Raw genomic sequence first — 20261 nt, 5'->3', positions numbered from 1 at the left:
ATGCATTGGTCCGGGCCGAAGTGCGTTTCGACCGGAACAGACCTCATCGAAGCTCGTGTCAGCCGCTGCGGATAGAATCATTCATACGTTCACGAGTCGTGGCCATCGGTACCTGGCCGGCCACGCGGCAACCCGTCATCGACCGGGTGCCCCAGGGATAGAACGGGTCAGCGCCGCACGGCGTTGGCAAGATTCGATCCGGGCGCGCTGCGCCCGAGGAAGTTGGTTTCACCGTGTCCGCATCTTCTGGAAATCACTGGCCGGGATTCACTGACGAAGAGGCCCTCATCTGGGGTCGAGTCCTCCTCCTGCACTCTCCTCATCCGCAGAATGCCACCATCAAGAACTTCATCAACAACACACTCAAGGCCGGGCGAATCGTTAGCTCCGAGAGCTGGGTCAAGGTTGCCACCGCGGCCCGCAACTGCGGTTTCACCCCGGATCTCTACCTAACGGTATTCGACTCCCTTCAGTCGATCGACTCTGATGTACACCCGGCACATCCTGCCCATCGACGGCACACACATCCCAATCATGTGCCCGGAGTCCCCTTCGAACCGGAACTATGGGCGGACGTACCGCGGCTCGTGATCGAAGAGGGATACAGCCCGGCCGCCTCGGCAGAACTCGCTCTCTACTTCGCGGACTCGAGATACGCAGAGCGTTAGGCAGATCTGACTGGCGTTGGGGAGATCCGAGGGCGTTAGTCCGGGTGGTCCGCCTCAGCGCTGAGCCAGATACACCGCCGAGGCGACCGCTCGGTCGATCTCGACTGCTTCGCCGTCGATCGTGACCGTTGCAGTCGAGGGGTCGGCAGCTGGCGCACGACCTTCGTCCACAACTTCAACCTGGGCACCCGGGACCACTCCCACCTCGGCGAGGTGGGCCAGCGCTTCGGGGTCCGCGTCCGAGACCCGGATGACCGTGTAGGACCCAGGGCCCGCCTCGGCGAGGATCAGGGAAGAGGCGTGGGACTCGACCTGCCCATCGGGACCCGGTATCGGATCACCGTGGGGGTCAGTCTTGGGGCGGCCGAGGAAGACGTCGATGCGGTCGACGAGTCGGTCGGAGGCTGCATGCTCGAGGATCTCCGCTTCGTCGTGGACCTCATCCCAGCCGTATCCCAGGGATTCGACGAGGAAGGTCTCGAGCAGGCGATGCCGACGCACCATCGACACGGCGATCGTCTCGCCCTTCGCGGTCAGCACGGGCGGGCGGTAGGGGACGCGGACGATGAGGTCGAGCTCGTCGAGGCGTTTGAGCACCTCGGTGACATTGGCCTTCGTGGTGCCGAAGCGGTTCGCGAGCTCGGTCGCGGTCATCGGTGTTCCGCCCCATTCCTGAGCCGACCAGATCGCTTTGAGGTAGTCCTGGCTGACCTCGGACACTTCACCTGCACGCATGCAGTCAGCGTAGCCGATGGGATCGGAAGCAGTCCTCGTCTACAGTCGAGTCTGAGACCTGAGCAGACCCAGCGGAGCAGACGATCATGACCATGCACCTCGGACGCACCATCACCACCGGTGTGATCACCGCCGGACTGCTCATCGGTCTCTTTGCTGTGATGAATGCCGGACAGCCGCTGAGATCTGACGACAACGCCGACCCGTCGAATGCACCCGGTCTGGCGTTCGGTCTGCTCGGGCTGCTATCGGTGTTCTCCGTCGCGGTCTCGTTCGGGCGCCGGTCCGCGATGCACGAGCGGCAGCAACGTGAAGGGTCGGGACCTACGTTCCAGACCGTGCTCCACGAGTATTCGCTGTCTGGGATTCTGGTGATGGGCCCGGTCCAGGGAGTCTGCTTGTCTCTGGCAATGCTGGTCTGCCGCAGCTTCGCCGTCGACACGGGCACACCGGGTTCCATGTGGGCTGAATTCCTCTCCGGTCCCCTGCCCTGCCTCGCGGTCTTCGCAGCGGCATGGGCGAGTACGAACATCGGGCTCGCGTATTTATCTTTGGCCATGCTCGTCCGAAAGATCGTGGTTCTGTCGATCCTGGGTCTCCTCCTCTTCGTCGCACTCGGCGTCGGCATCATGATGGCGTTCGGATGGCTGGAGGCGGCCAACCCCCTCGCCGGTTTACTCGTCGCCAGCCTCACTCTGCTGGTCACGATTCCTCTGCTCATCGGTGTGCGGAAACTGGCTCTGGTCATGGGTACAGACTGACCACGAGACGAATCTGGAACATCCTTCGACTGCGAGTGCAGTCCAGGCCTGCAAGAATTGTCGGTATGAGGATGAGAACGCATAAATTGAGCACCACGTTGTTGTATGCAGTAGTTCTCGCGCTATTCATGCTGGTCATCTTCGCCCTCACAAACGCCGGGATCGACCCTCGAGCCAACCGTCTTGTCGGAGACTTCGATCCCAAAGGCGCAGCCACGGTGTGCTTCGGTCTGCTCGGTCTCTACCACTCCGTAGCGATCATCTTCTTCGACGAGGATGACTCGCCGAAATCCTCCGAAACCCCGCCCGACCCGAATATCCCCCGACCACCCGATTCGTACACCGGCTTCATTCGCCAGGCCTGGTACAAGGTGCTGTCCGTGGGGCCGATCTTCGCGTTCTTCTGTTCAGCCTCCGTCTTCATCTGGCACTCATTCGCCGAATACCCGGGAACTCCAGGAACGGTCTGGGGCGACTACGCCACTTCGGTGACCCCCGCGTTCACTCTCTTCCTCTTGTGCTGGGCCTGCACCAATATCGGGCTCATGTTCGCCGCCATCGCCGAGGCCTTCAACCGTGACGTTCCAGGCCTCTTCATCGCTGCCATGATCGTGATGTTTCTTGTCGCCATCGGCAACACCTTCGGTTTCATATTCCTCGTTGACCAGCCGACGGGCTCGGCACTGATATTGGCCCTCATCATTTTTCCGTTGAGCCTGCTCGCCCTCATCGGTGCCCGCGTATTGGCGATCGTGAGAGTCAATCGCTACGACGCGGCCCATCCTCACGGCAGCTCCTCGAAACCACGCCGCTCCCAGAAGCAGCGCCGCCCTCAGGGGCCTCCGCCGCAGGACATGCTCGAACGCGGTGAACGGCTGCTCATGCACTTTCGCAGCAACCACACTCCAGAACCACAGATGCTCATCGCCACGACCACCAGATTCGTCCGCGCCTCGATCATCCGAACCGATCGGACCTTCGTCCTCGAGCAGGCCAGTCCCAGTCAGCTGGTCGGCGCCAGCTCACAGCGCGAGGGGCACGATCTCGTGACCATCGCCCACTTCCGTGATCGTCAGGACATGCGCGTTCTCGGCGGCAATCCCGAACAGTCCCAATCCTTCGCCGAGGCGGTCACCCGCCTTGCACGCACGGGACAGGTCCGCCGCTGACGCGACGAGCTGAGCCGACGGAGCACACCAGCCTGAGCGTGACGAGCTGGGCTGAGCGCGACACAGATCTGGAACATTCCTGCATCGTCTGCGACGACCGCAGCTGTAAGACTGCAGAGCATGAGGTTAAGAACACACAAATTCTTCATGACAGTGGTCTACGGCGTCGTACTCACTGTCCTCGCGCTGATCGCCTTCTCCACGATCAACGCCGGTATCGATCTTCTGATGGTCAACGACGGAAACATCGACCCCAAGTACGCGGCTATCGTGGGGTTCGGAATCCTCGGCCTCGTCCACTCCATTGCCATCTACTTCTTCACCGACGATGATGCTATCGCCGCGGATGGAGGCTGGGCCGAACTCACAATCCCCGATTCGGCCACGGGCTTCATCCGGCAGGCGGGGTATCGGGTGTTCTCTGTGGGACCGGTCTTCGCGGTCTTCGCCGCAACCTCGATCTTCATCTGGCATGCGATCGCCGCCGTCCCGGGAGAGTCAGGAACAGTCTGGGGAGACTACGGATCCTCGCCGTCGCCTGCCCTCATCGTCTTCCTCTCCTGCTGGAGTGCCGTCAACATCGGTTTCACATTTGCCTCCTGCGCCGAGGCATTCCATCGCGACCTGTTCGCACTCTTCGTCACGATCCTCGTCGCCATGGCCTTCGTCGGCCTCGGAATCACCGTCGGCTTCCTGTTCCTTCCGGCCCAATCGACCAGCAGTGCTCTGATTAGCAGTGTCATCGCATTCCCTGTGAGCCTATTCGCCCTAGTCGGGGCCCGTGCGTGGGCGAAAGTTCGAGTAGCTCGCTGGGACGCCGCCGATCATCGCCAACTGCAGCATCTGCAACCTCGGTGGGACGGCATCGATCCCACAGCTCAGGGAACTCCCTACCCTGGTGGGCCACCGTTCGATATGCTCCGCCGCGGCGAAAAGCTGCTTATGCACTTCAAGAGTGAGCGCACACCGGAACCCCAGCTCCTCATCGTCACGAACCAGAGGATCGTCCGCGCCTCGATCCTCGGATCTGACAGGACCTTCATCCTCGATCAGACCGAGCCCGGGCAACTGTCGGGAGTCACCTCACAGCGCGTGGGACACGACCTGATGACGACTGCGCACTTTCACGACCGTTCGGACATGCGCGTCGTCGGTGGAGACCCCGCACAGTCCCGGGCCTTCGCCGTATCCGTCGCCCGGCTCGCACGTACCGGCAAGGTTCGCGGCTGACCGCAGCGAACGGTGCGAATCTGGAACACCTTCCGGATGCGGGCGAAGTGCGCACCTGTAAGAATTGCGGTATGAGGCGCAGACGACATGATTTCAGAACGACGGTGGTCTACGCGATCGGGCTCGCGGGCATCGCGACGGCGGTCTTCTTCATGATCAATGCCGGGATCAATCCTCGAGCGCGTCCCCCTGGCCTCGACGACGCCGATCCGACCACTGCCGCTTCGGGGGGCTTCATGGTTCTCGGCGCCATTCACGTGATCGCGATCCTCTGCTTCGTCGAGGACGATACGCCGAAGAAAGCCCGTGCGGACACAGACCCGCACGATTCCAAGAAGCCAGATTCGTTCACCGGCTTCATCCGGCAACCCTGGTACAAGGTTCTCTCAGTCGGACCGATCTTCGCTGCCTTCTGCGCAGCCTCGATATTCATCTGGCACTCGTTCGCCAAATTCCCGGGAAGTCCGGAAACCGTGTGGGGCGACTACTCGACGTCGCCAGCGTCTGCCCTCACCGTCTTCCTCCTGTGCTGGGCCAGCACCAATATCGGATTCACATTCGCCTCCATCTGCGAGGCGTTCAACCGTGACCTGTTCGGTCTCACCATCCTGTCGGGGGTCATCATGGCCATCCTCGCCCTCGTAATCGGCCTCGGCTTCACAGACCTCCCGAAACAGCCGACCGAATCGACATTGACCATGGCCGCAATCGCCCTGCCGTTGACCCTGATCACCGTCATCGGAGTCCGCGCCTGGGCCGTCGCCCGGGTTGCTCGCATCGACGCGAACCGTCCCAGGCCGAGCACTCAGGAAACACAGCGTTCGACAAAGTCCGGATCCGACCATCATCATCGACCTGCCCCAGGTCAGCCGCCGTTCGACATGCTCCGAGACGGTGAGAGAGTGCTCATGCATTTCAACAGCGAACGAAGCCCGCAATCTCAGCTCCTCATCGCCACAGATCAGAGATTCGTCCGCGCCTCGATCCTCGGATCCGACCGGACCTCGGTCCTCGATCAGGCCAGCCCCAGCCAACTGACGGGAGCCAGTTCGCGACGTGTGGGCCGGGACCTGATGACAACTGCCCACTTCCGTGACCGCCAGGACATGCAGGTCATCGGCGGTGATCCCGAGCACTCCCGCGAATTCGCCGAGGCGGTCACCCGGCTCGCACAAACCGGGCAGATCCGCAGCTGAACACCAGGCCGTCACAGCCCCTTCCTCGCCTCCGCTGCATACCGACACGGCGCACCGACACGGCGCACCGAACCGTAACGACCGCACCCTGAAAACAGGGGGCGGATTCTCTGGCAAAACACCGAGAGCCTAAGATAGATCGGTGCCCAATGCGGGTCAGTCCAGATTTTCCGACCGGAGGTAATGCGTGCAGGATCCCAACGACGAGAAGATGAAACGGCCGATCGTCGAGCGTGAGCGCTTCGGCGGAACCGACAGGCCAAGCCGAGACATCGACCCTGAGAAGCGCCCTCCGATCTCCAGCACGGAGATGAGCCGCGGCCCCGCGGAACTCACGGACGAGCGGGGATCTCGGGTCAATTGGAAGGTCTTCATCATCTCCTCGGCGGTGATCCTCGGCTTCTCGATCTGGGCGATGCTCATGCCCGACTTCGCACAGACCACGATGAAGTCGATCGTCGACTGGATCGCGACGAACCTCGGCTGGTACTACGTACTGACGGTCACCGTCGTCATCGCCTTCGTCCTCTGGGTCGCCCTGTCTAAGGAAGGCTCCGTGCGTCTGGGACCGGACCATTCCCGCCCCCAGTACAACCTCTTCACTTGGGTTGCGATGCTCTTCGCCGCGGGCGTGGGCATCGACATGCTCTTCTACTCGGTGACCGGACCGATCACCCAGTTCCTCCAGCCGGTCAACGCCGATCCCGAATCGGCCGCCGCCGCGCAGGACGCCGTCGTGTGGACCATGTTCCACTACGGCATCGCCGGCTGGTCGATGTACTCACTGCTGGGCATGGCCATGGGTTACTTCGCCTACCGTTGGGGCATGCCCCTGTCGATCCGCGCGTTCTCTACCCGCTGCTGGGTAAGCGCGTGCGCGGTGCCACCGGTGACGTCATCGACATCTTCGCCCTCGTCGGCACTGTCTTCGGCGTGGCCACCTCGATGGGCATCGGCGTCGTCCTGCTCAACGTCGGCTTCTCCGAACTCTTCGGTCTTCCGCAGGGCCTCGCCCTCCAAATCGCCCTCGTCCTCGTCGCCGTCGTCATGACGATCGCTGCCTGCACCTCCGGTGTGGACAAGGGCATCCGCTTGATCTCCGAGCTCAACCTCTGGGCCTGTGCGGCAATGATGTTCTACATCCTCGTCACCGGCAAGACGGCGTTCCTTCTTAATGCCTTGGTCGAGAACATCGGGCGCTTCATCTTCACCCTGCCCGAGCGCACACTGTCCACGTTTGCCTATGTCGACGACGGGTCCGCCTGGATGGGTGCCTGGACTCTGTTCTTCTGGGCGTTCTGGCTGGCCTGGGGTCCCTTCGTCGGACTGTTCTTGGCCCGCATCTCCCGCGGACGCACCCTGCGTGAGTTCGTCATCGCGGCCATCACGGCACCGGTGCTCTGCGACTTCATCATCGTCTCGATCTTCGGCAACTCCGCCCTGTCCGAGGTCTTCAGCGGCAATGACGACTTCGCACAGCAGGCCATCGACTCTCCCGAGCAGGGGTGGTATGCCCTCCTCGACATGTTCCCGGGCTCAACCTTCCTCATCGGCCTGGCCACGCTTTCAGGTCTGCTCTTCTACCTCACAAGTGCCAACTCCGGCGCGATGGTGATGTCGAACTTCTCGTCGACGATCCCCAACCCCGAAGAAGACGGCGCGAAATGGCTGCGGATCTTCTGGGCAGTCGTCACTGCCGTGCTGACCATCGCCATGCTCGTCGCGGGAGGGGTGACGACGATGGAGTACGCGACCCTGATCTTCGCCTTGCCGGTGACGGTCATCGCCTACCTCGTCATGGCCTCCTTCTCGAAGGTGCTGCGCATGGAGCGAGCCGAACGAGAGGGCCGGACCCGCAAGCGACGGACCACGGCCGCCCACGGTGGCAGGACTCCGGAGAAGACCTGGCGTCAGCGCCTGGCGACTCTGCGCTCCTACCCGTCGAAGAAGTCCGTCGACAGGTTCGTCAACGAAGTGGTCGAACCCGCGCTGGAAGCCGTGGCCGCCGAGTTCCGCGAACTCGATTACACCGTCGAGCTGACTCAGCAGACGGGCCCAGAATCGGGAATCACGGAGTTCACGCTCATCGTCGACATGGACGAACAGCGAAACTTCCACTATCAGGTCGCCGCCGTCGAACACAACGTTCCCTCGTTCGGTGCACGCAATGCCCCGCGCGGCGATGACGTGTACTACCGGATCGAGGTCTTCACCCAGACCGGCTCCGAGGGCTATGACCTCATGGGCCTGAGTGGGCAGCAGATCATCGACGACGTCCTCGACCGCTACGAGAACCACCTGTCGTTCCTCGCCTACTCGCACGAGCACTCGTACCAGTCGGTCGTGACCCCGCCGACTCCCCCTGCCACGGATTCGGTTCCGGCTGTGCCCGAGTCACCCGATGACGTGGAGGAAGTCGAGCCGGAACCGGCAGACGATCCCCGCTGATGCGCTGAACCGCAGCCGGCTGCGAACATAGCCGAACGTGAACCGAGGCTGTCCCCGAAACCGGGGGCAGCCTCGGCGCATTCATCGCAGTGTTGCGCCACTTCGAGTTTGTGCGCCGCTTCGAGTTTGTGCGCCACTTCGGGGTATTGCGCGATCTCGCTCCGGGCACCATAGTCAGAACAGGGAACGGCGTGGGCCCGAGGAGACTCACGCGGACGCGAGAACCGGGAGGTGATCACCGTGGACATGACCGCGGTGCTGTCATTCTTGGCCGCCGGTGACTACACGATCGCCAGAGAGGTCATCCAACGCGGCTTCGCTGCCCTGTTCTTCATCGCCTTCCTCAGCGCCTGGAACCAGTTTCCCACTCTCCTCGGTGAGCACGGGCTGACCCCGGCACCACGATTCATCGCGGCCACCACCTCCGCTCAGGCGCCGAGCCTGTTCCGGTGGAAGCGCTTCGCCTACACCGACCGCCGACTGCGCATCGTGTGCGGAGTCGGCATGCTCGCGGCCATGACCGTCGTCATCGGCCTCCCCCAAGCCGGTCCAGCGTGGGCCACGATCCCCGTGTTCGGACTCATGTGGTGGCTCTACTTCTCGATCTCAAGCATCGGGCAGCGCTTCTACGGCTTCGGCTGGGAATCACTCCTGCTCGAGGCCGGGTTCCTCATCGGATTCCTCGGCTCCCACGAGGTGGCCCCCTCACTGCTGATGATCCTCTTCCTCCGCTGGTTCGTCGTCCGCATCGAGTTCGGGGCGGGCATGATCAAGATGCGTGGGGACAGCTCCTGGCGGGATCTCACCGCCATGGACTACCACCATCAGACCCAGCCGATGCCGGGCCCACTCAGCCGCCGCGCCCACCTCATGCCCGGGTGGTGGCATCGTGGGGAGACGCTGGGCAGCCATGTCGTCCAGCTCATCGCACCGTGGCTGCTCTTCCTCCCTCAGCCCATCGCCTCGTTCGCGGCCGCCGCCATCATCATTACGCAGCTGGCGCTGGTCATCACCGGCAACTATGCCTGGCTGAACTGGGCGACGATCCTGCTCGCCTTCGCCGGGATCAGCGACTCGTTCCTCGCCTGGATCGTCGGTGGGCCCTGGCCCGGATGGGGCTGGCCGATCGGGTCCCTCGCCGAGGTGGCCGGGTCGTCGACGTCGAACGCTGAGTTCGGGTCGGCTAACGTCCTTCCCCTGTGGTGGGCGATCCTCATCGCAGTCTTCGTCATCTGGCAGTGCGTGCTCAACGTCCCCGCCCTGCGCAACCTGTTCTCGTCACGTCAGAAGATGAATGCCAGCTTCAACCGGTGGGGACTCGGCAACGCCTACGGCGCCTTCGGCTCGATGACCGAGTTCCGTGATGAGATCATCATCGAGGGCACCCTCGACCCGAATGCGACCATGGACTCAGGCGAGTGGCGCCCCTATGTGTTCAAGGGCAAGCCCGGGGATGTGCATCGTCGCTCCCCCATTGTTGCGCCTTATCATCTGCGCCTGGACTGGCTGATGTGGTTCGCGGCCCTCGGCGACTACCGGCAGTCCTGGTTCTATGCGCTGCTCGAGCGCATCGGGAACGGGGACTCGCAGATCCGCACGCAGCTGGGCCCCGACCCCTTCGACGGTCAGGCACCGGCCCTCCTCCGGGTACGAGTCTTCACCTACCGCTACGCCACCGGTCAGGAACGACGGAGGGCACGGGAGGAAGGCCAACCTCGGCCGTGGTGGGTGAGGTCGAAGCCTCGAACCATGGTCGAGCCCACGGACCTGCGGGACGGGTGAAACCGACAGGCTCGCCTGCCTGCCCGAGTTCAACTGCCTGCGCGGGCTGACCTCAGTCGATGCCGAGTGCCAAGAGCACGATGAGGACGACGTTGAGGGCGATGATGAGCCCCGAGGCCAGGATCGCGACGATCGTGATGATCCGTGAGTTCGCGTACTGACCCATCACGCTCCGGTTCATCGTCAGCCTGACCAGGGGAATCATGGCGAAAGGGATGCCGAGGCTGAGCACGACTTGGCTGAGGACGAGCGACCAGGTCGGGTCCACGCCGAGGCTGAGAATGATGAGCGCGGGAATCATCGTCACCGCACGCTGCCACACGATCGGGACGTTGACTCGCAGCAGTCCCTGCATGATCGATGCCCCCGCGTAGGATCCGACAGCACTCGACGCCAGGCCGGAGGCGAGCAGTCCGATACCGAAGAACAGGCCCACGATCTCGCCGAGGTTGGCCGTCACGACCGCGTGCGCACCCTCGATCGTGTCGGTTCCGCTCTGGCCGCGCAGTGAGGCCGCTGCCAGGAGCAGCATCGCGATATTGACCGAGCCGGCGATGACGAGGGAGAGCACCACATCCCAGCGGCTGGCCTTGAGCAGCTGAGGAATCGAGGCTCGCGGGGCGGTGCCGTGACGGTCGACGGACAGCGCCGAATGCAGGTAGATCGCGTGGGGCATCACGGTCGCGCCCAGCATGCTGGCTGCCAGAACCACCGAGTTCGTGCCTTCGAGTCTGGGCACGATTCCACCTGCCGCTTGTCCCCACTTCACATCGCCGACGAACAGGCCTGCTAGAAAGCCAATGGCGATGATTGCGAGCAGGGTGATGATCACCGTTTCGAAGGGGCGCTGACCGCGGGTGGACTGGATCGAGAGCAGGAACAGGGACACGACGCCGACGATGAGGCCGCCCAATAACAGCGGCAGATCGAAGAGGATCTTCAGAGCGATGGCGCCGCCGATCACCTCGGCGACGTCGGTGGCGATGGCCACGACCTCCGCCTGCGCCCAGTACGCCAGTCGAGACCGACGGCTGAGCCTGTTCCCGAGGAGCCCGGGCAGTGACTGCCCGGAAACGAGTCCGAGCTTCGAGGACAGGTATTGGACGAGCACGGCGATGAGGTTGGCCGCGACGAGGACCCACACGAGCAGATACCCGTACTGGGCGCCGGCGCTGAGGTTCGCGGCGACGTTGCCGGGATCGACGTATGCGATTGCCGCGACGAAGGCCGGCCCCAGCAGGAAGAACGTCGAGACCTTCTTCGGGCGTGCAGCAGTGACGGAGGTGCCGGAGCTGGGCGGATCGACGGTCATAAAGTTAAGGTACATTAACTTTCACTCGCGGGCAACACTGCGCACCCCACTTCAATTGACGAGCAATCTGGGAGACCGCCCTGGTAACTGAACACGGAAAGGCCTATGATCCGACTATGTCCACTGAACATGTTCACTCACGTACCAGTCGTCGCCTGAGAACCGAGGAGAAGATCATCTCCGCCGCCGCCGACCTCTTCCTCGAGCTCGGCTACAAGGCCACGACGGTCAGAGGCATCGCCAAACACGCCGAGGTGTCCGTGGGCAGAGTGATGGCCGCCGGTGACAAGGATGTCCTCCTCGTCCGCTGTTACGACCGATGGATCGGACAGCTCCAATCCGGGACCTACACCCTCCCAGCGCGAGCCCGCGCCATCACCGAGGAGGCACCTCCTGCACGGGGCGGCGCCAAACCAGCGGCCACCTCGGCGGTGCAGAATCACCTCGTGGGGATCTTCCTGCCCTTCCTCGAATTCTTCGCCGCTCACGAGGACCTATCCCGGGACTATGCGGCCGCGCTGATGCGCGTGGCCGGCAAACCTCAGGTGTTCGAGACCCTGGCGACCGACCTGCAGGACAAGCTGTCCTCGAGTCTGATCTCGATCGGGATCAGCGAAGCATATTCCCAGGCCAGTGCCGTTGCACTCTACGACTCCTATCTGGGCATCCTGTTTCGGTGGGCGGCCAGCGATATGAGTCTGCACGAGGCCACCGATGCGCTCTCGCAGAGCATCGCCTTCCACACCCAGCTGCGCAGGCCCGTATGAGACTGCGCCCCGATTCACGGAGATGATTCACCATGACCCTGCTCCCCGATCCCTGGTGGCCGGTGGCGGTGATGGCTTTCATCGTCGGCGTCGACGGACTCCTGACCTTCTGGCCGCCGAAGGTCATCGCCGACTGTTTGGACGGAGTTGGACTTCCCCGTGACTGGTGGTGGGTGCTGGCGGTGGTGAAGTTCCTCGCCGTGGCGGGACTGATCGCAGGCTTCTGGATTCCAGGAGTCGGCCTGGCCGCGATCGTCGGCCTCATCGTCTACTTCCTCACCGCCGCCGGGGCCCATCTGCGCGCGGGATACATCGGCCGCGACTTCTGGCTCAACTGCCTGGGGATGCTCGTGCTCAACGTCCTCGTCCTCGTGTTCTGCTTCCTCGTCTGAGGTGGCGTCTGGTCCGCGCTGTCGTCCGGAGTATCCGCGCCTGAGCTGTTGCAGTTTCCGATCATTTTCAGCCCTGCGTGCCCGGTTGCTTGTTTTCCCATCCCGGAGATTTCATAGTGGAGTCAGGGCCGAGAGGACGGCACCGTGACGGAAGGATTGGCAGCGTGGCCGAATCTGCAGAGGACCGATACGCCCGATGGCAGTGGATCCACGAGACTGCGGTGATGACCGGGTGGGACTTCGGCGCCCTCGGCTCCCGCCTCGTCGCCGATGATCCGCCCTGGGATTTTGATCTCACGTGCGCCAAGGCGATGGCACGTCTGCAGCCGTGCCTCGACATGGGAACCGGCGGAGGCGAGCGCCTGAGCAGACTCGTCAAAAGCGTCAGCACCGTTGGAGGCTTCATCAGCCGCAGATCCTCGGTTCATGCCACTGAAGGATGGAAGCCGAACCTGGAGTTGGCCACCTCGGCGCTGGAAAAATACGGCATCGAGGTACGTGAGTACGACAGCGAGACCGGACAGCCTATGCCATGGCCCGACGACTACTTCACCCTCGTGATGAACCGGCATGAGAGCTATGACCCGGCGGAGCTCGCCCGTGTCATCGCACCCGACGGGCGCTTCCTCACCCAGCAGGTCGACGGCACGGAAGCCGGCGAATTCCGCCTCTGGTTCGGCGGTCGGCCCGAAGCGCCGGAGAACCAGCTCGGACCCTGCCTCGAGGAACTCGAGGCCCAGGGTTTCACCATCACCGACGCCGATGAGTGGACCGGCATGATGGAATTCGCCGACGTCGAGGCGATCATCGAGTACCTCGCCTATATCCCCTGGGACGTCCCGGGGTTCACGGTGGCCGACAACCTCGTCGCCCTCGATCGGCTCGCGACCCGCAGAACCCCGATCGAGGTGACGCAGAAACGCTTCCGCATCGCCGCCCAACGGTAGCCCTCCAGCCCCAGCAGATGGTCAGGTTTTCCCGACCCCGGGTACAGGGAAGCCGCATGGGCGGGCAGGAGTCGGCGTCGATAGTGTCGAAGACATGACCTCGCCGGACTTCATGTATCCCCAGCCCACCGATGATGAGTTGGCAGCGCAGCAGCCCTCTACCGCAGCGTTGGGACTGGGAAATCACGTGCACGGTGCCAGTCACAGTCACGGCAGCGTCGTCGGCCAAACACCTGCCTCACTCAACGCTGAGACCGACCATGACGGGACGTCTCCCGCAGGTACGAACCGACCGCTGCTCGGCAAGCTCGCCCTTGTCCTCACCATCATCGCCGCGGGGCTGTCCCTGCTCGTCTCGATCATTCTCGGCATCACCATCGGCCCGATGGAGAACACAGGCGGCTACTACTTCACCGACGCCCCCAGCTGGTATCAGAACCTCGCGATCGCATTCGCCGGACTGCAGGTTCTGTGTGCCGCACTCGGAATCACAGGCCTCATCATGGGCATTGTCGCAGCTGCTACCAGCCGCGCCAGGACTCAGGGCGTCGTTGCCATCGCCATCGCGGTCCTGGCTCCCTTCATCTCCTTCGGGTTCTTCATGATCCTCAGCTTCACCTTCGCCTGACGCCGCGGGGCAGTTCAGGCTCGGCTTCGTCCGACAGACCATCGTTCATGCCTGGACGATAACGATGGTGCCCGAGATGATTGCGAAGCCGAGGACGATATAGCGCAGCACCGGTCCATCGAGTCGATGGTGGACGTACTTGCTGAGAAACGAACCGAGGGCCAAAAAGGGCAACATGGCCGCGGTGAACAGCATCGCCGGCCCATGTACCTGACCGCTGATCGCGAGGACGATGAGGGAGATGACTTCCCCGACGAGGAAGCACACTGCGACCGTCGAGCGCAGCTCCGGGCCCGGGCTGTGCTGGTAGGCCAAGGCGTAGGGTGGTCCGCCGACGCCGGTCGAGGTTTCTGTGACGCCGGTAATGAGACCGACTATGGCCAACACCGGCTTGTTCGGGGTGAACTTCGGGGCGAGGAGTGCGATAACAGCGGCCACCAGAGTCGACCAGCCGATGAGCAAGGCAAGTTGGTGGAGGTTGACGATGACGAGAATCCACAGACCGAAGAAGGTCCCAGCGAAGCGACCCACGCTGATCCATTTCACCCCATACCAGTGGATTTCGGAGCGCTCCCGGGCCGCGATGTAGAAGTTCAGCGGGATCATCAACACGAGCAACATCACGGGGATGAGATGAGGCTCGGGTCAATGATGCTCACGACTGGGGCCGCGACCATCGCAAAGCCCATGCCCGTGGAGCCTTGCACGAAAGCAGAGATCAGCACGGTGATGGCGACGATGCTGAAAGTGATGATCGTCATCGTCGATCCTCATCGAGTTGCTTGTCGACGCGAAGCACCGGAGTTAGGAGCGGAGCACGCAGCTGAGCCATCACGTCCTTCCTCATCTCAGGGGCTTCGCCGACCCTGCCGAACTTCAAGGTCAACACTATCGCGCTGTTGTCGCCATTTGCTTTCCGCTGAACCCCGTAAAATGGGGTCATGACATCATTGCCCCTCACCCCCACCTCGGCGGCTCACGGGCACTTGGACTGTCACTATTTCAACGCGGGACTGTGCCGCTCCTGCACGTTCATCGAGACACCCCACCGCGATCAGGTGGCGGACAAGGAAGCCTGGTGCGCCGAGGTGCTGGCCGGCCACTCCCCCGATGCCTGGTTGCCTGCCGCGGTCGGTCTCGACCGCGATTTCCGCAACCGGGCCAAGCTGGCCGTGGGAGGTTCGGCTGGCTCTGTCACCCTGGGAATCCTGGATCAGGACTTCCACGGCGTCGATCTGCGCGAGTGCGGAATCCAAGCCCCGCAGATCCGCGCGGTCATCCCGACGATCGCGCACTTCCTCAACGGCACCGGGCTGGCGCCCTATGACGTAAAGGCTCGCCGAGGTGAGCTGAAGTTCGTCCACATCACCGCGGCTCCCTCGGGTGACCTCATGACCCGGTTCGTCGTCCGCTCCCAGCACGGCCTCGACGTGCTGCAGTCCAGGGGCCAGGAACTCAGGGCGCTGCTCCCGACGGCGACAGTCATCTCGGTGAATCTGCTGCCGGAGCACAAGGCGGTACTCGAAGGCAGTCGGGAAGAGATGCTGCTCGGTGACTCTCTGCGCATGAACCTCGACCGAGTCGACCTGCACCTGCGTCCGCAGTCCTTCTTCCAGACCAACACTGATGTGGCGATCGGTCTCTACAACCAAGTCGCCGCGTGGGTCGACGAGATTGCCCCGGCTTCGCTGTGGGACCTCTACTGCGGCGTGGGCGGGTTCGCGTTGTACTGCGCGAAGGAGTCTGGTCAGCAGACTTCGCGCAGGGTCACCGGTGTGGAGCTGAGCGAGCAGGCCATCGAATCCGCGAAGATCAGTGCCGTCGAGCTCGGCTTCGACTCCCAGTCCGGCGCCACGGTCGAGTTCATCGCCGACGACGCCACGGAGTTCGCCGAGGCGAACTTGGCCAGCGGTGAACGACCGGATTGCGTGATCGTCAACCCACCTCGGCGAGGAATCGGGGCCAGGCTGTCGACGGCGCTCGAGGATTCCGGGATCGAGCACATTGTGTATTCGAGCTGCAATCCGCTCACCCTGGCCAAGGACCTCGACCAGATGCCGAGCTATACGGTCAGCCAAGCTCGGGTCTTCGACATGTTCCCTCATACGAAGCATCTCGAGGTGGCTGTGGTGCTGCGGCGGCGGTGAGGGCGCCTGCGCATAGCGCGCGTACCTTCTGGCCTCAGACGATCCTCACACACGTCAGACGAGGCGAAACGGTTGGTAAGTTCTGTTTGATCCAGTCGCCTGCATCGAGCAGAACTTACCAACCGTTTCGAGCTTTCATGCCCTGAGAGCGGCTGAATCCAGAGAACCCTGTATCCCTTACATATAGGCAGCTGACCATCGAGTCGATTAAACTTTGGACCATGACCGGACAGGCTTTCAGCCGCTCACGGATCGGTAACCCGGTCGACCGTTGAGCCGCAGTGGACGCGAGCGCAGAGTTCGCGGTCCACCCCTTTCGAGAAGTTCTCCCGCACAGAATCCACTTTTCGAAAGGACACCATGTCAGCAATCTTCAATCACACCATCATCGCCGCCGCCGATCCGGTGGAATCGGCTCAGTTCTATGTCGACATCCTCGAGGTCGAGCACACTCAGTCGTGGGGACTCTTCTCCAACATCATGCTCGACGACGGCGTGATGCTGCAGTTCGCGTCTCCCCCTCCGACCGTCGATATCCAGCCCGTGCATATGGCCTTCATCTGCACGGATGATCATTTCGACAGAGCGGTGGCACTGTTTGACGAACGCGGCCTCGACTACTGGGCAGATCCGCAACGGAAGCGCCTGCACGAGACGAACACCGAGCACGACGGTCGAGGCGTGTACTTCCTGGACCCTTCGGGCATGTACCTGGAGCTCATCACGAAGCCATACCTGTAAGGCTCGGACTTCGATGAGCCAGGCTGTGTAGGATCTGGTTCATGCGGCTAAAAGGCTCAATCCTGGTGATCGGAGTCTTGGTCGCAGCCTTGCTCTCAGCGTGCGCGTCGAATCCGCCCCGAAGCTCTTCCGCTGACGGCACGCCATCTGCGCATGCGGTGGAGCTTCCGCCCGCCGGAGGTCTCCCCGACTACCAACTCGGCGGCGCGTACAAGCCGACCGAGGACGTCAGCATCGTTGCCCGCGACAAGTCAGACGAACCAGCCCCTAGTCGCTACTCGATCTGCTACGTCAACGGCTTTCAGACACAGCCTGATGAACTCGAGCTCTGGGACTCTGATCTGCTGCTGTCCAAAAGCCGCGAGCGGCTTGTCGATCCCGAGTGGCCTGATGAAGTTCTGATCGACACGTCGACCGGTGACAAACGTGAGAGGGTCTTCGACACTGTCAGTCCGTGGATACGCGAGTGCGCAGAGGCAGGCTTCGATGCCATCGAATTCGACAATTTCGACTCGTTCACTCGCTCGCAGAAGGCAATCGACATCGACGACAATGCGGCTCTCGCGAGCAACTACGTGGAACTCTCTCACCGCCTCGGACTCGCCGTCGGACAGAAGAACGCCGCAGAATTTTCCCGCACCCTGCACGACGAGGTCGGCTTCGACTTTGCCGTCGCCGAAGAGTGCTCTGCTTTCCGAGAGTGCGGGGAATACAGTCGCGTCTACGGACAGGCGGTCATCGACATCGAATACACCGACAATCTCCCTCGCGACTGGGGCGAGATCTGTGAAGATCCAGAGACACCGGACTCAGCCGTACTTCGCGACCGCAACCTCGCTGTCGCCGACAGCCCGAAGCACATTGCTCGCCACTGTTGAAAGGCGCGCGACTTGTCACGACAGCAGGCTCTGGCGGAACCGGTCGACGACGGCTGGGAGGGGACCGCGCTTGCGGTGGACGACGACTAGGGTGCGTTCGATGGCTGGTGCGATCGGTACGCTTTCGATGCCCTCGAACTTCACCAATGGAACGACCATCTCCGGCACGACGGAGACACCCAGGCCCGCCGAAACCAGTCCGCCGACAGCCGGGATGCTGCGCGCTGTCTGCACGATGTCCACGTCCACATCGTGTTTGGCGAAGGCGTGGGTGACCAAGGGTCCGATGCTGGTCACGGCGTCGAAGCCGATGAATTTCTCACGAGCGAAGTCGGACCAGTCGAGTTCGTCCCGGTGAGCGAGTCGGTGACCAGCGGGCATGATCGCCACCAACCGGTCTGAGGCAACCCCTTCGACTTCAAGCTCGGCCGGGATGCTTGAGTCAAGAGCCAGAATTCCCAGATCGACGGTGCCGTTGAGGATCTTCTCGGCCACGTTCTCCTGCGGTTCGTCATGGATCTTCAGACCCACCTGCGGCAGATCTCGTCGGAAGTCAGAGATCACCGAGGGAAGCAGCGTTGCCGTCACCGAGGGCAGGCATGCCACCCGCACTACCCCGTCATCACCATTCATGTGCCGAGAGATCCGTTCGAGCGCCTCATCGTAGGTGGCGACGGCCATGGAGGCATGGGCGGAGACCTCCTCGCCCAGACGAGTCGGCACGACCGAGCGTGTGCTGCGGTCGAAGAGTCTGCCGCCGATGCGCCGTTCGGCTTCGGCCAGCGCCCTGCTGACGGCAGGCTGAGAGATCTGCATGTCCTCGGCAGCGAGAGTGAAGCTGCGCAGCCGGTGCAGCGCCTCGATCGTGCGCAGGTGGTACATCGCCAGATTGATAACCATAGGTCATCAGTGTAGAGCGAATCGGTATTGGACGAGCCACTCAATGAGCCTGGATCATAGAAGCTGATCTCTGAGAAAGGAATCAAAGGTGCTTTCACTCATTGGATACGTATCAATGCTGGTGATCCTCGCTCTGCTGCTCATGCAGAAGGTCTCACCCATCGTTGCGCTGGCTGGAGTCCCGATCGTCGCGGCTCTCATCGCAGGCAACTCACCGTCCCAAGTCAGCGAATTCGCGTTGGCCGGCATCACCAGTGTCGCCAGTGTCGTCGTGATGTTCGTGTTCGCAATCGTCTTCTTCGGCATCCTTCGCCATGTCGGGTTCTTTGACCCGATCATCGACAAGATCATCAGATTCGGCGGCTCGTCACCGAAGACAGTCGCGCTGGCAACGACGCTGCTGGCCGCCGTCGCCCATCTGGATGGCGCGGGCGCGACCACGTTCCTCATCACCATTCCGGCCATGCTGCCGATCTACCAGCGCCTGGGCATGAGTCGCCTGACGCTGACAGCATGTGTGGGTCTCGGCGCGGGCGCCATGAACATGCTGCCCTGGGGCGGACCGACCGCTCGTGCTGCGGCCACCGTCGGCGTCGAGGCGAATGAGGTGTGGACACCTCTGATCCCCGCTCAGATCGTCGGAGTCATCGCCGCACTCGGCGTCGCCTGGTTCCTCGGCGGCCGCGAGGCCAAACGCATCGCCAAGGGAAAGCCCTCCGAATTCGCCGAGGCTGTCCATACTCACGATGGCAACTCGGCCGCGCGTTCTTCCGGCGGTGATGACGGGGGTTCACGAACCACCTCGGTGATGGTGGATTCCAACGCCCGCGGCACTGCCTCGGGCGGGACTGGCAGCTCTGCGGCCACTGGCGACGGAGCATCCGATGCTGGCAAGGCTGACGCCGTCGTCGAAAAGGACCACCGCAACATACCGCTGTGGGTCAACGGGCTGATCCTGCTCGCGACTCTCGTGGTGCTGATGTGGGGCATCGTCTCACCGGCCATTGCGTTCCTCGTGGCCACGATCCTCGCGCTCATCATCAACTTCCGCGGCCTGGAGAATCAGTCCCGGCAGTTCGACATCAGTGCCAAATCAGCCATGCTCATGGCCAGTACACTCTTGGCCGCCGGCGTCCTCCTCGGCGTCCTCGATGAAAGCGGAATGATCGAGTCGATGGCCGACTCCGCGGTCCAAGTCCTGCCGGCCGGGATCATGCCGATCCTGCCCATCGTCGTCGCAGTGCTGGGTGTGCCGATGAGCCTGTTCTTCGGCCCCGATGCCTACTACTTCGGCGTCCTGCCCGTCCTGTCTGCAGTGGGATCGAACTACGGCATCGAGCCTGTGATGCTCGCGCAGGCTTCTATCATCGGGCAGGAAACACTCGGGTTCCCCATCAGCCCTCTGACCGGGTCGTTCTACCTGCTGGTCGGGTTGGCGAACGTCCCGATTGGCAAGCACATCCTCGGCCTCATCGGCTGGGCCTGGCTGGTCAGTATCATCGTGCTCATCGCCGCAATCGTGATCGGAGTGATTCCCCTGTGGGTAGCTTGAACCTATTG

At 62.7% G+C, this 20261-nt stretch carries 19 protein-coding genes, 1 pseudogene and 1 riboswitch; of the genes and pseudogenes, 15 read left to right on the top strand and 5 right to left on the bottom strand.

The window, feature by feature from the left end:
• Positions 1 to 87: 87 nt before the first annotated feature.
• Positions 88 to 199: riboswitch (SAM riboswitch) on the top strand.
• A gap of 34 nt (positions 200 to 233) precedes the next feature.
• On the top strand, positions 234 to 668 hold the full coding sequence (locus PGC08_RS02075; RefSeq protein ID WP_096162464.1) for a hypothetical protein: 435 nt from the start codon (positions 234 to 236) through the stop codon (positions 666 to 668).
• A gap of 54 nt (positions 669 to 722) precedes the next feature.
• On the opposite strand, the gene PGC08_RS02070 is transcribed toward PGC08_RS02075, so the two are convergent.
• Complete coding sequence (locus PGC08_RS02070) at positions 723 to 1403, bottom strand: metal-dependent transcriptional regulator (protein WP_101639345.1); 681 nt, start codon at positions 1401 to 1403, stop codon at positions 723 to 725.
• 86 nt (positions 1404 to 1489) lie between these two features.
• Between PGC08_RS02070 and PGC08_RS02065 the strand changes: the two genes are divergently transcribed.
• From PGC08_RS02065 to PGC08_RS02035, 6 genes and pseudogenes are all read left to right on the top strand, one after another.
• Positions 1490 to 2164, top strand: a complete 675-nt coding sequence (locus PGC08_RS02065) for a hypothetical protein (protein WP_096162466.1) — start codon at positions 1490 to 1492, stop codon at positions 2162 to 2164.
• Positions 2165 to 2262: 98 nt separating this feature from the next.
• Positions 2263 to 3333: a hypothetical protein gene (locus PGC08_RS02060; RefSeq protein WP_271709395.1), complete on the top strand. Its 1071-nt coding sequence runs from the start codon at positions 2263 to 2265 to the stop codon at positions 3331 to 3333.
• 147 nt (positions 3334 to 3480) lie between these two features.
• Positions 3481 to 4563, top strand: a complete 1083-nt coding sequence (locus PGC08_RS02055; protein ID WP_271709394.1) for a hypothetical protein — start codon at positions 3481 to 3483, stop codon at positions 4561 to 4563.
• 71 nt (positions 4564 to 4634) lie between these two features.
• Positions 4635 to 5759: a hypothetical protein gene (locus PGC08_RS02050; protein WP_271709393.1), complete on the top strand. Its 1125-nt coding sequence runs from the start codon at positions 4635 to 4637 to the stop codon at positions 5757 to 5759.
• Positions 5760 to 5970: 211 nt separating this feature from the next.
• Positions 5971 to 8207: pseudogene (betT, locus tag PGC08_RS02040) on the top strand (choline BCCT transporter BetT).
• A 246-nt stretch (positions 8208 to 8453) separates the two neighbouring features.
• Complete coding sequence (locus PGC08_RS02035) at positions 8454 to 9989, top strand: lipase maturation factor family protein (protein ID WP_271710091.1); 1536 nt, start codon at positions 8454 to 8456, stop codon at positions 9987 to 9989.
• Between the two features lie 52 nt (positions 9990 to 10041).
• Here PGC08_RS02035 and PGC08_RS02030 read toward each other — a convergent pair whose 3' ends face one another.
• A complete protein-coding gene (locus tag PGC08_RS02030) occupies positions 10042 to 11301 on the bottom strand; it encodes an Nramp family divalent metal transporter (protein ID WP_009883542.1) in 1260 nt (419 codons plus the stop codon).
• Positions 11302 to 11417: 116 nt separating this feature from the next.
• On the opposite strand from PGC08_RS02030, the gene PGC08_RS02025 reads away from it, so the two are divergent.
• The 4 genes from PGC08_RS02025 (at position 11418) to PGC08_RS02010 (ending at position 14035) form a co-directional block, all read left to right on the top strand.
• On the top strand, positions 11418 to 12068 hold the full coding sequence (locus PGC08_RS02025) for a TetR/AcrR family transcriptional regulator (protein ID WP_009883541.1): 651 nt from the start codon (positions 11418 to 11420) through the stop codon (positions 12066 to 12068).
• 32 nt (positions 12069 to 12100) lie between these two features.
• Complete coding sequence (locus PGC08_RS02020) at positions 12101 to 12460, top strand: DoxX family protein (RefSeq protein ID WP_009883540.1); 360 nt, start codon at positions 12101 to 12103, stop codon at positions 12458 to 12460.
• Positions 12461 to 12624: 164 nt separating this feature from the next.
• The gene (locus PGC08_RS02015) at positions 12625 to 13407 is read left to right on the top strand and encodes a class I SAM-dependent methyltransferase (RefSeq protein ID WP_009883539.1); all 783 of its coding nucleotides are present in this window, start codon (positions 12625 to 12627) and stop codon (positions 13405 to 13407) included.
• A gap of 94 nt (positions 13408 to 13501) precedes the next feature.
• Entirely contained in the window at positions 13502 to 14035 is a 534-nt protein-coding gene (locus tag PGC08_RS02010) for a hypothetical protein (RefSeq protein ID WP_271709391.1), read from the top strand.
• Between the two features lie 45 nt (positions 14036 to 14080).
• Here the strand turns inward: PGC08_RS02010 and PGC08_RS02005 are convergent, their stop codons facing one another.
• Together PGC08_RS02005 and PGC08_RS02000 are read right to left on the bottom strand one after the other, a co-directional pair.
• Complete coding sequence (locus PGC08_RS02005) at positions 14081 to 14656, bottom strand: sulfite exporter TauE/SafE family protein (RefSeq protein ID WP_271709390.1); 576 nt, start codon at positions 14654 to 14656, stop codon at positions 14081 to 14083.
• Complete coding sequence (locus PGC08_RS02000) at positions 14656 to 14796, bottom strand: hypothetical protein (protein ID WP_271709389.1); 141 nt, start codon at positions 14794 to 14796, stop codon at positions 14656 to 14658. The genes PGC08_RS02005 and PGC08_RS02000 overlap by 1 nt, the downstream gene beginning before the upstream one ends.
• A gap of 180 nt (positions 14797 to 14976) precedes the next feature.
• Between PGC08_RS02000 and PGC08_RS01995 the strand changes: the two genes are divergently transcribed.
• The 3 genes from PGC08_RS01995 to PGC08_RS01985 all read left to right on the top strand — a co-directional run bounded on the left by PGC08_RS01995 (position 14977) and on the right by PGC08_RS01985 (position 17801).
• Positions 14977 to 16182 (top strand): methyltransferase domain-containing protein, encoded by a 1206-nt coding sequence (locus PGC08_RS01995; RefSeq protein ID WP_271709388.1) that lies wholly within the window; start codon positions 14977 to 14979, stop codon positions 16180 to 16182.
• 360 nt (positions 16183 to 16542) lie between these two features.
• Positions 16543 to 16923 (top strand): VOC family protein, encoded by a 381-nt coding sequence (locus PGC08_RS01990; protein WP_271709387.1) that lies wholly within the window; start codon positions 16543 to 16545, stop codon positions 16921 to 16923.
• A gap of 158 nt (positions 16924 to 17081) precedes the next feature.
• Complete coding sequence (locus PGC08_RS01985) at positions 17082 to 17801, top strand: endo alpha-1,4 polygalactosaminidase (RefSeq protein WP_271709386.1); 720 nt, start codon at positions 17082 to 17084, stop codon at positions 17799 to 17801.
• Positions 17802 to 17816: 15 nt separating this feature from the next.
• Here PGC08_RS01985 and PGC08_RS01980 read toward each other — a convergent pair whose 3' ends face one another.
• Positions 17817 to 18701, bottom strand: a complete 885-nt coding sequence (locus PGC08_RS01980; RefSeq protein WP_096158062.1) for a LysR family transcriptional regulator — start codon at positions 18699 to 18701, stop codon at positions 17817 to 17819.
• A gap of 88 nt (positions 18702 to 18789) precedes the next feature.
• Here PGC08_RS01980 and PGC08_RS01975 point away from each other — a divergent pair, with 88 nt between their 5' ends.
• Positions 18790 to 20253 (top strand): CitMHS family transporter, encoded by a 1464-nt coding sequence (locus PGC08_RS01975; protein ID WP_167854133.1) that lies wholly within the window; start codon positions 18790 to 18792, stop codon positions 20251 to 20253.
• Positions 20254 to 20261 lie beyond the last annotated feature (8 nt).

This window comes from Brevibacterium sp. BDJS002, from assembly GCF_028201555.1.
GTDB classification, from domain to species: Bacteria; Actinomycetota; Actinomycetes; order Actinomycetales; family Brevibacteriaceae; genus Brevibacterium; species Brevibacterium aurantiacum.
Note: the sequence above shows the minus strand (reverse complement) of the source record. Positions and strands in the feature narration are given on the sequence as shown.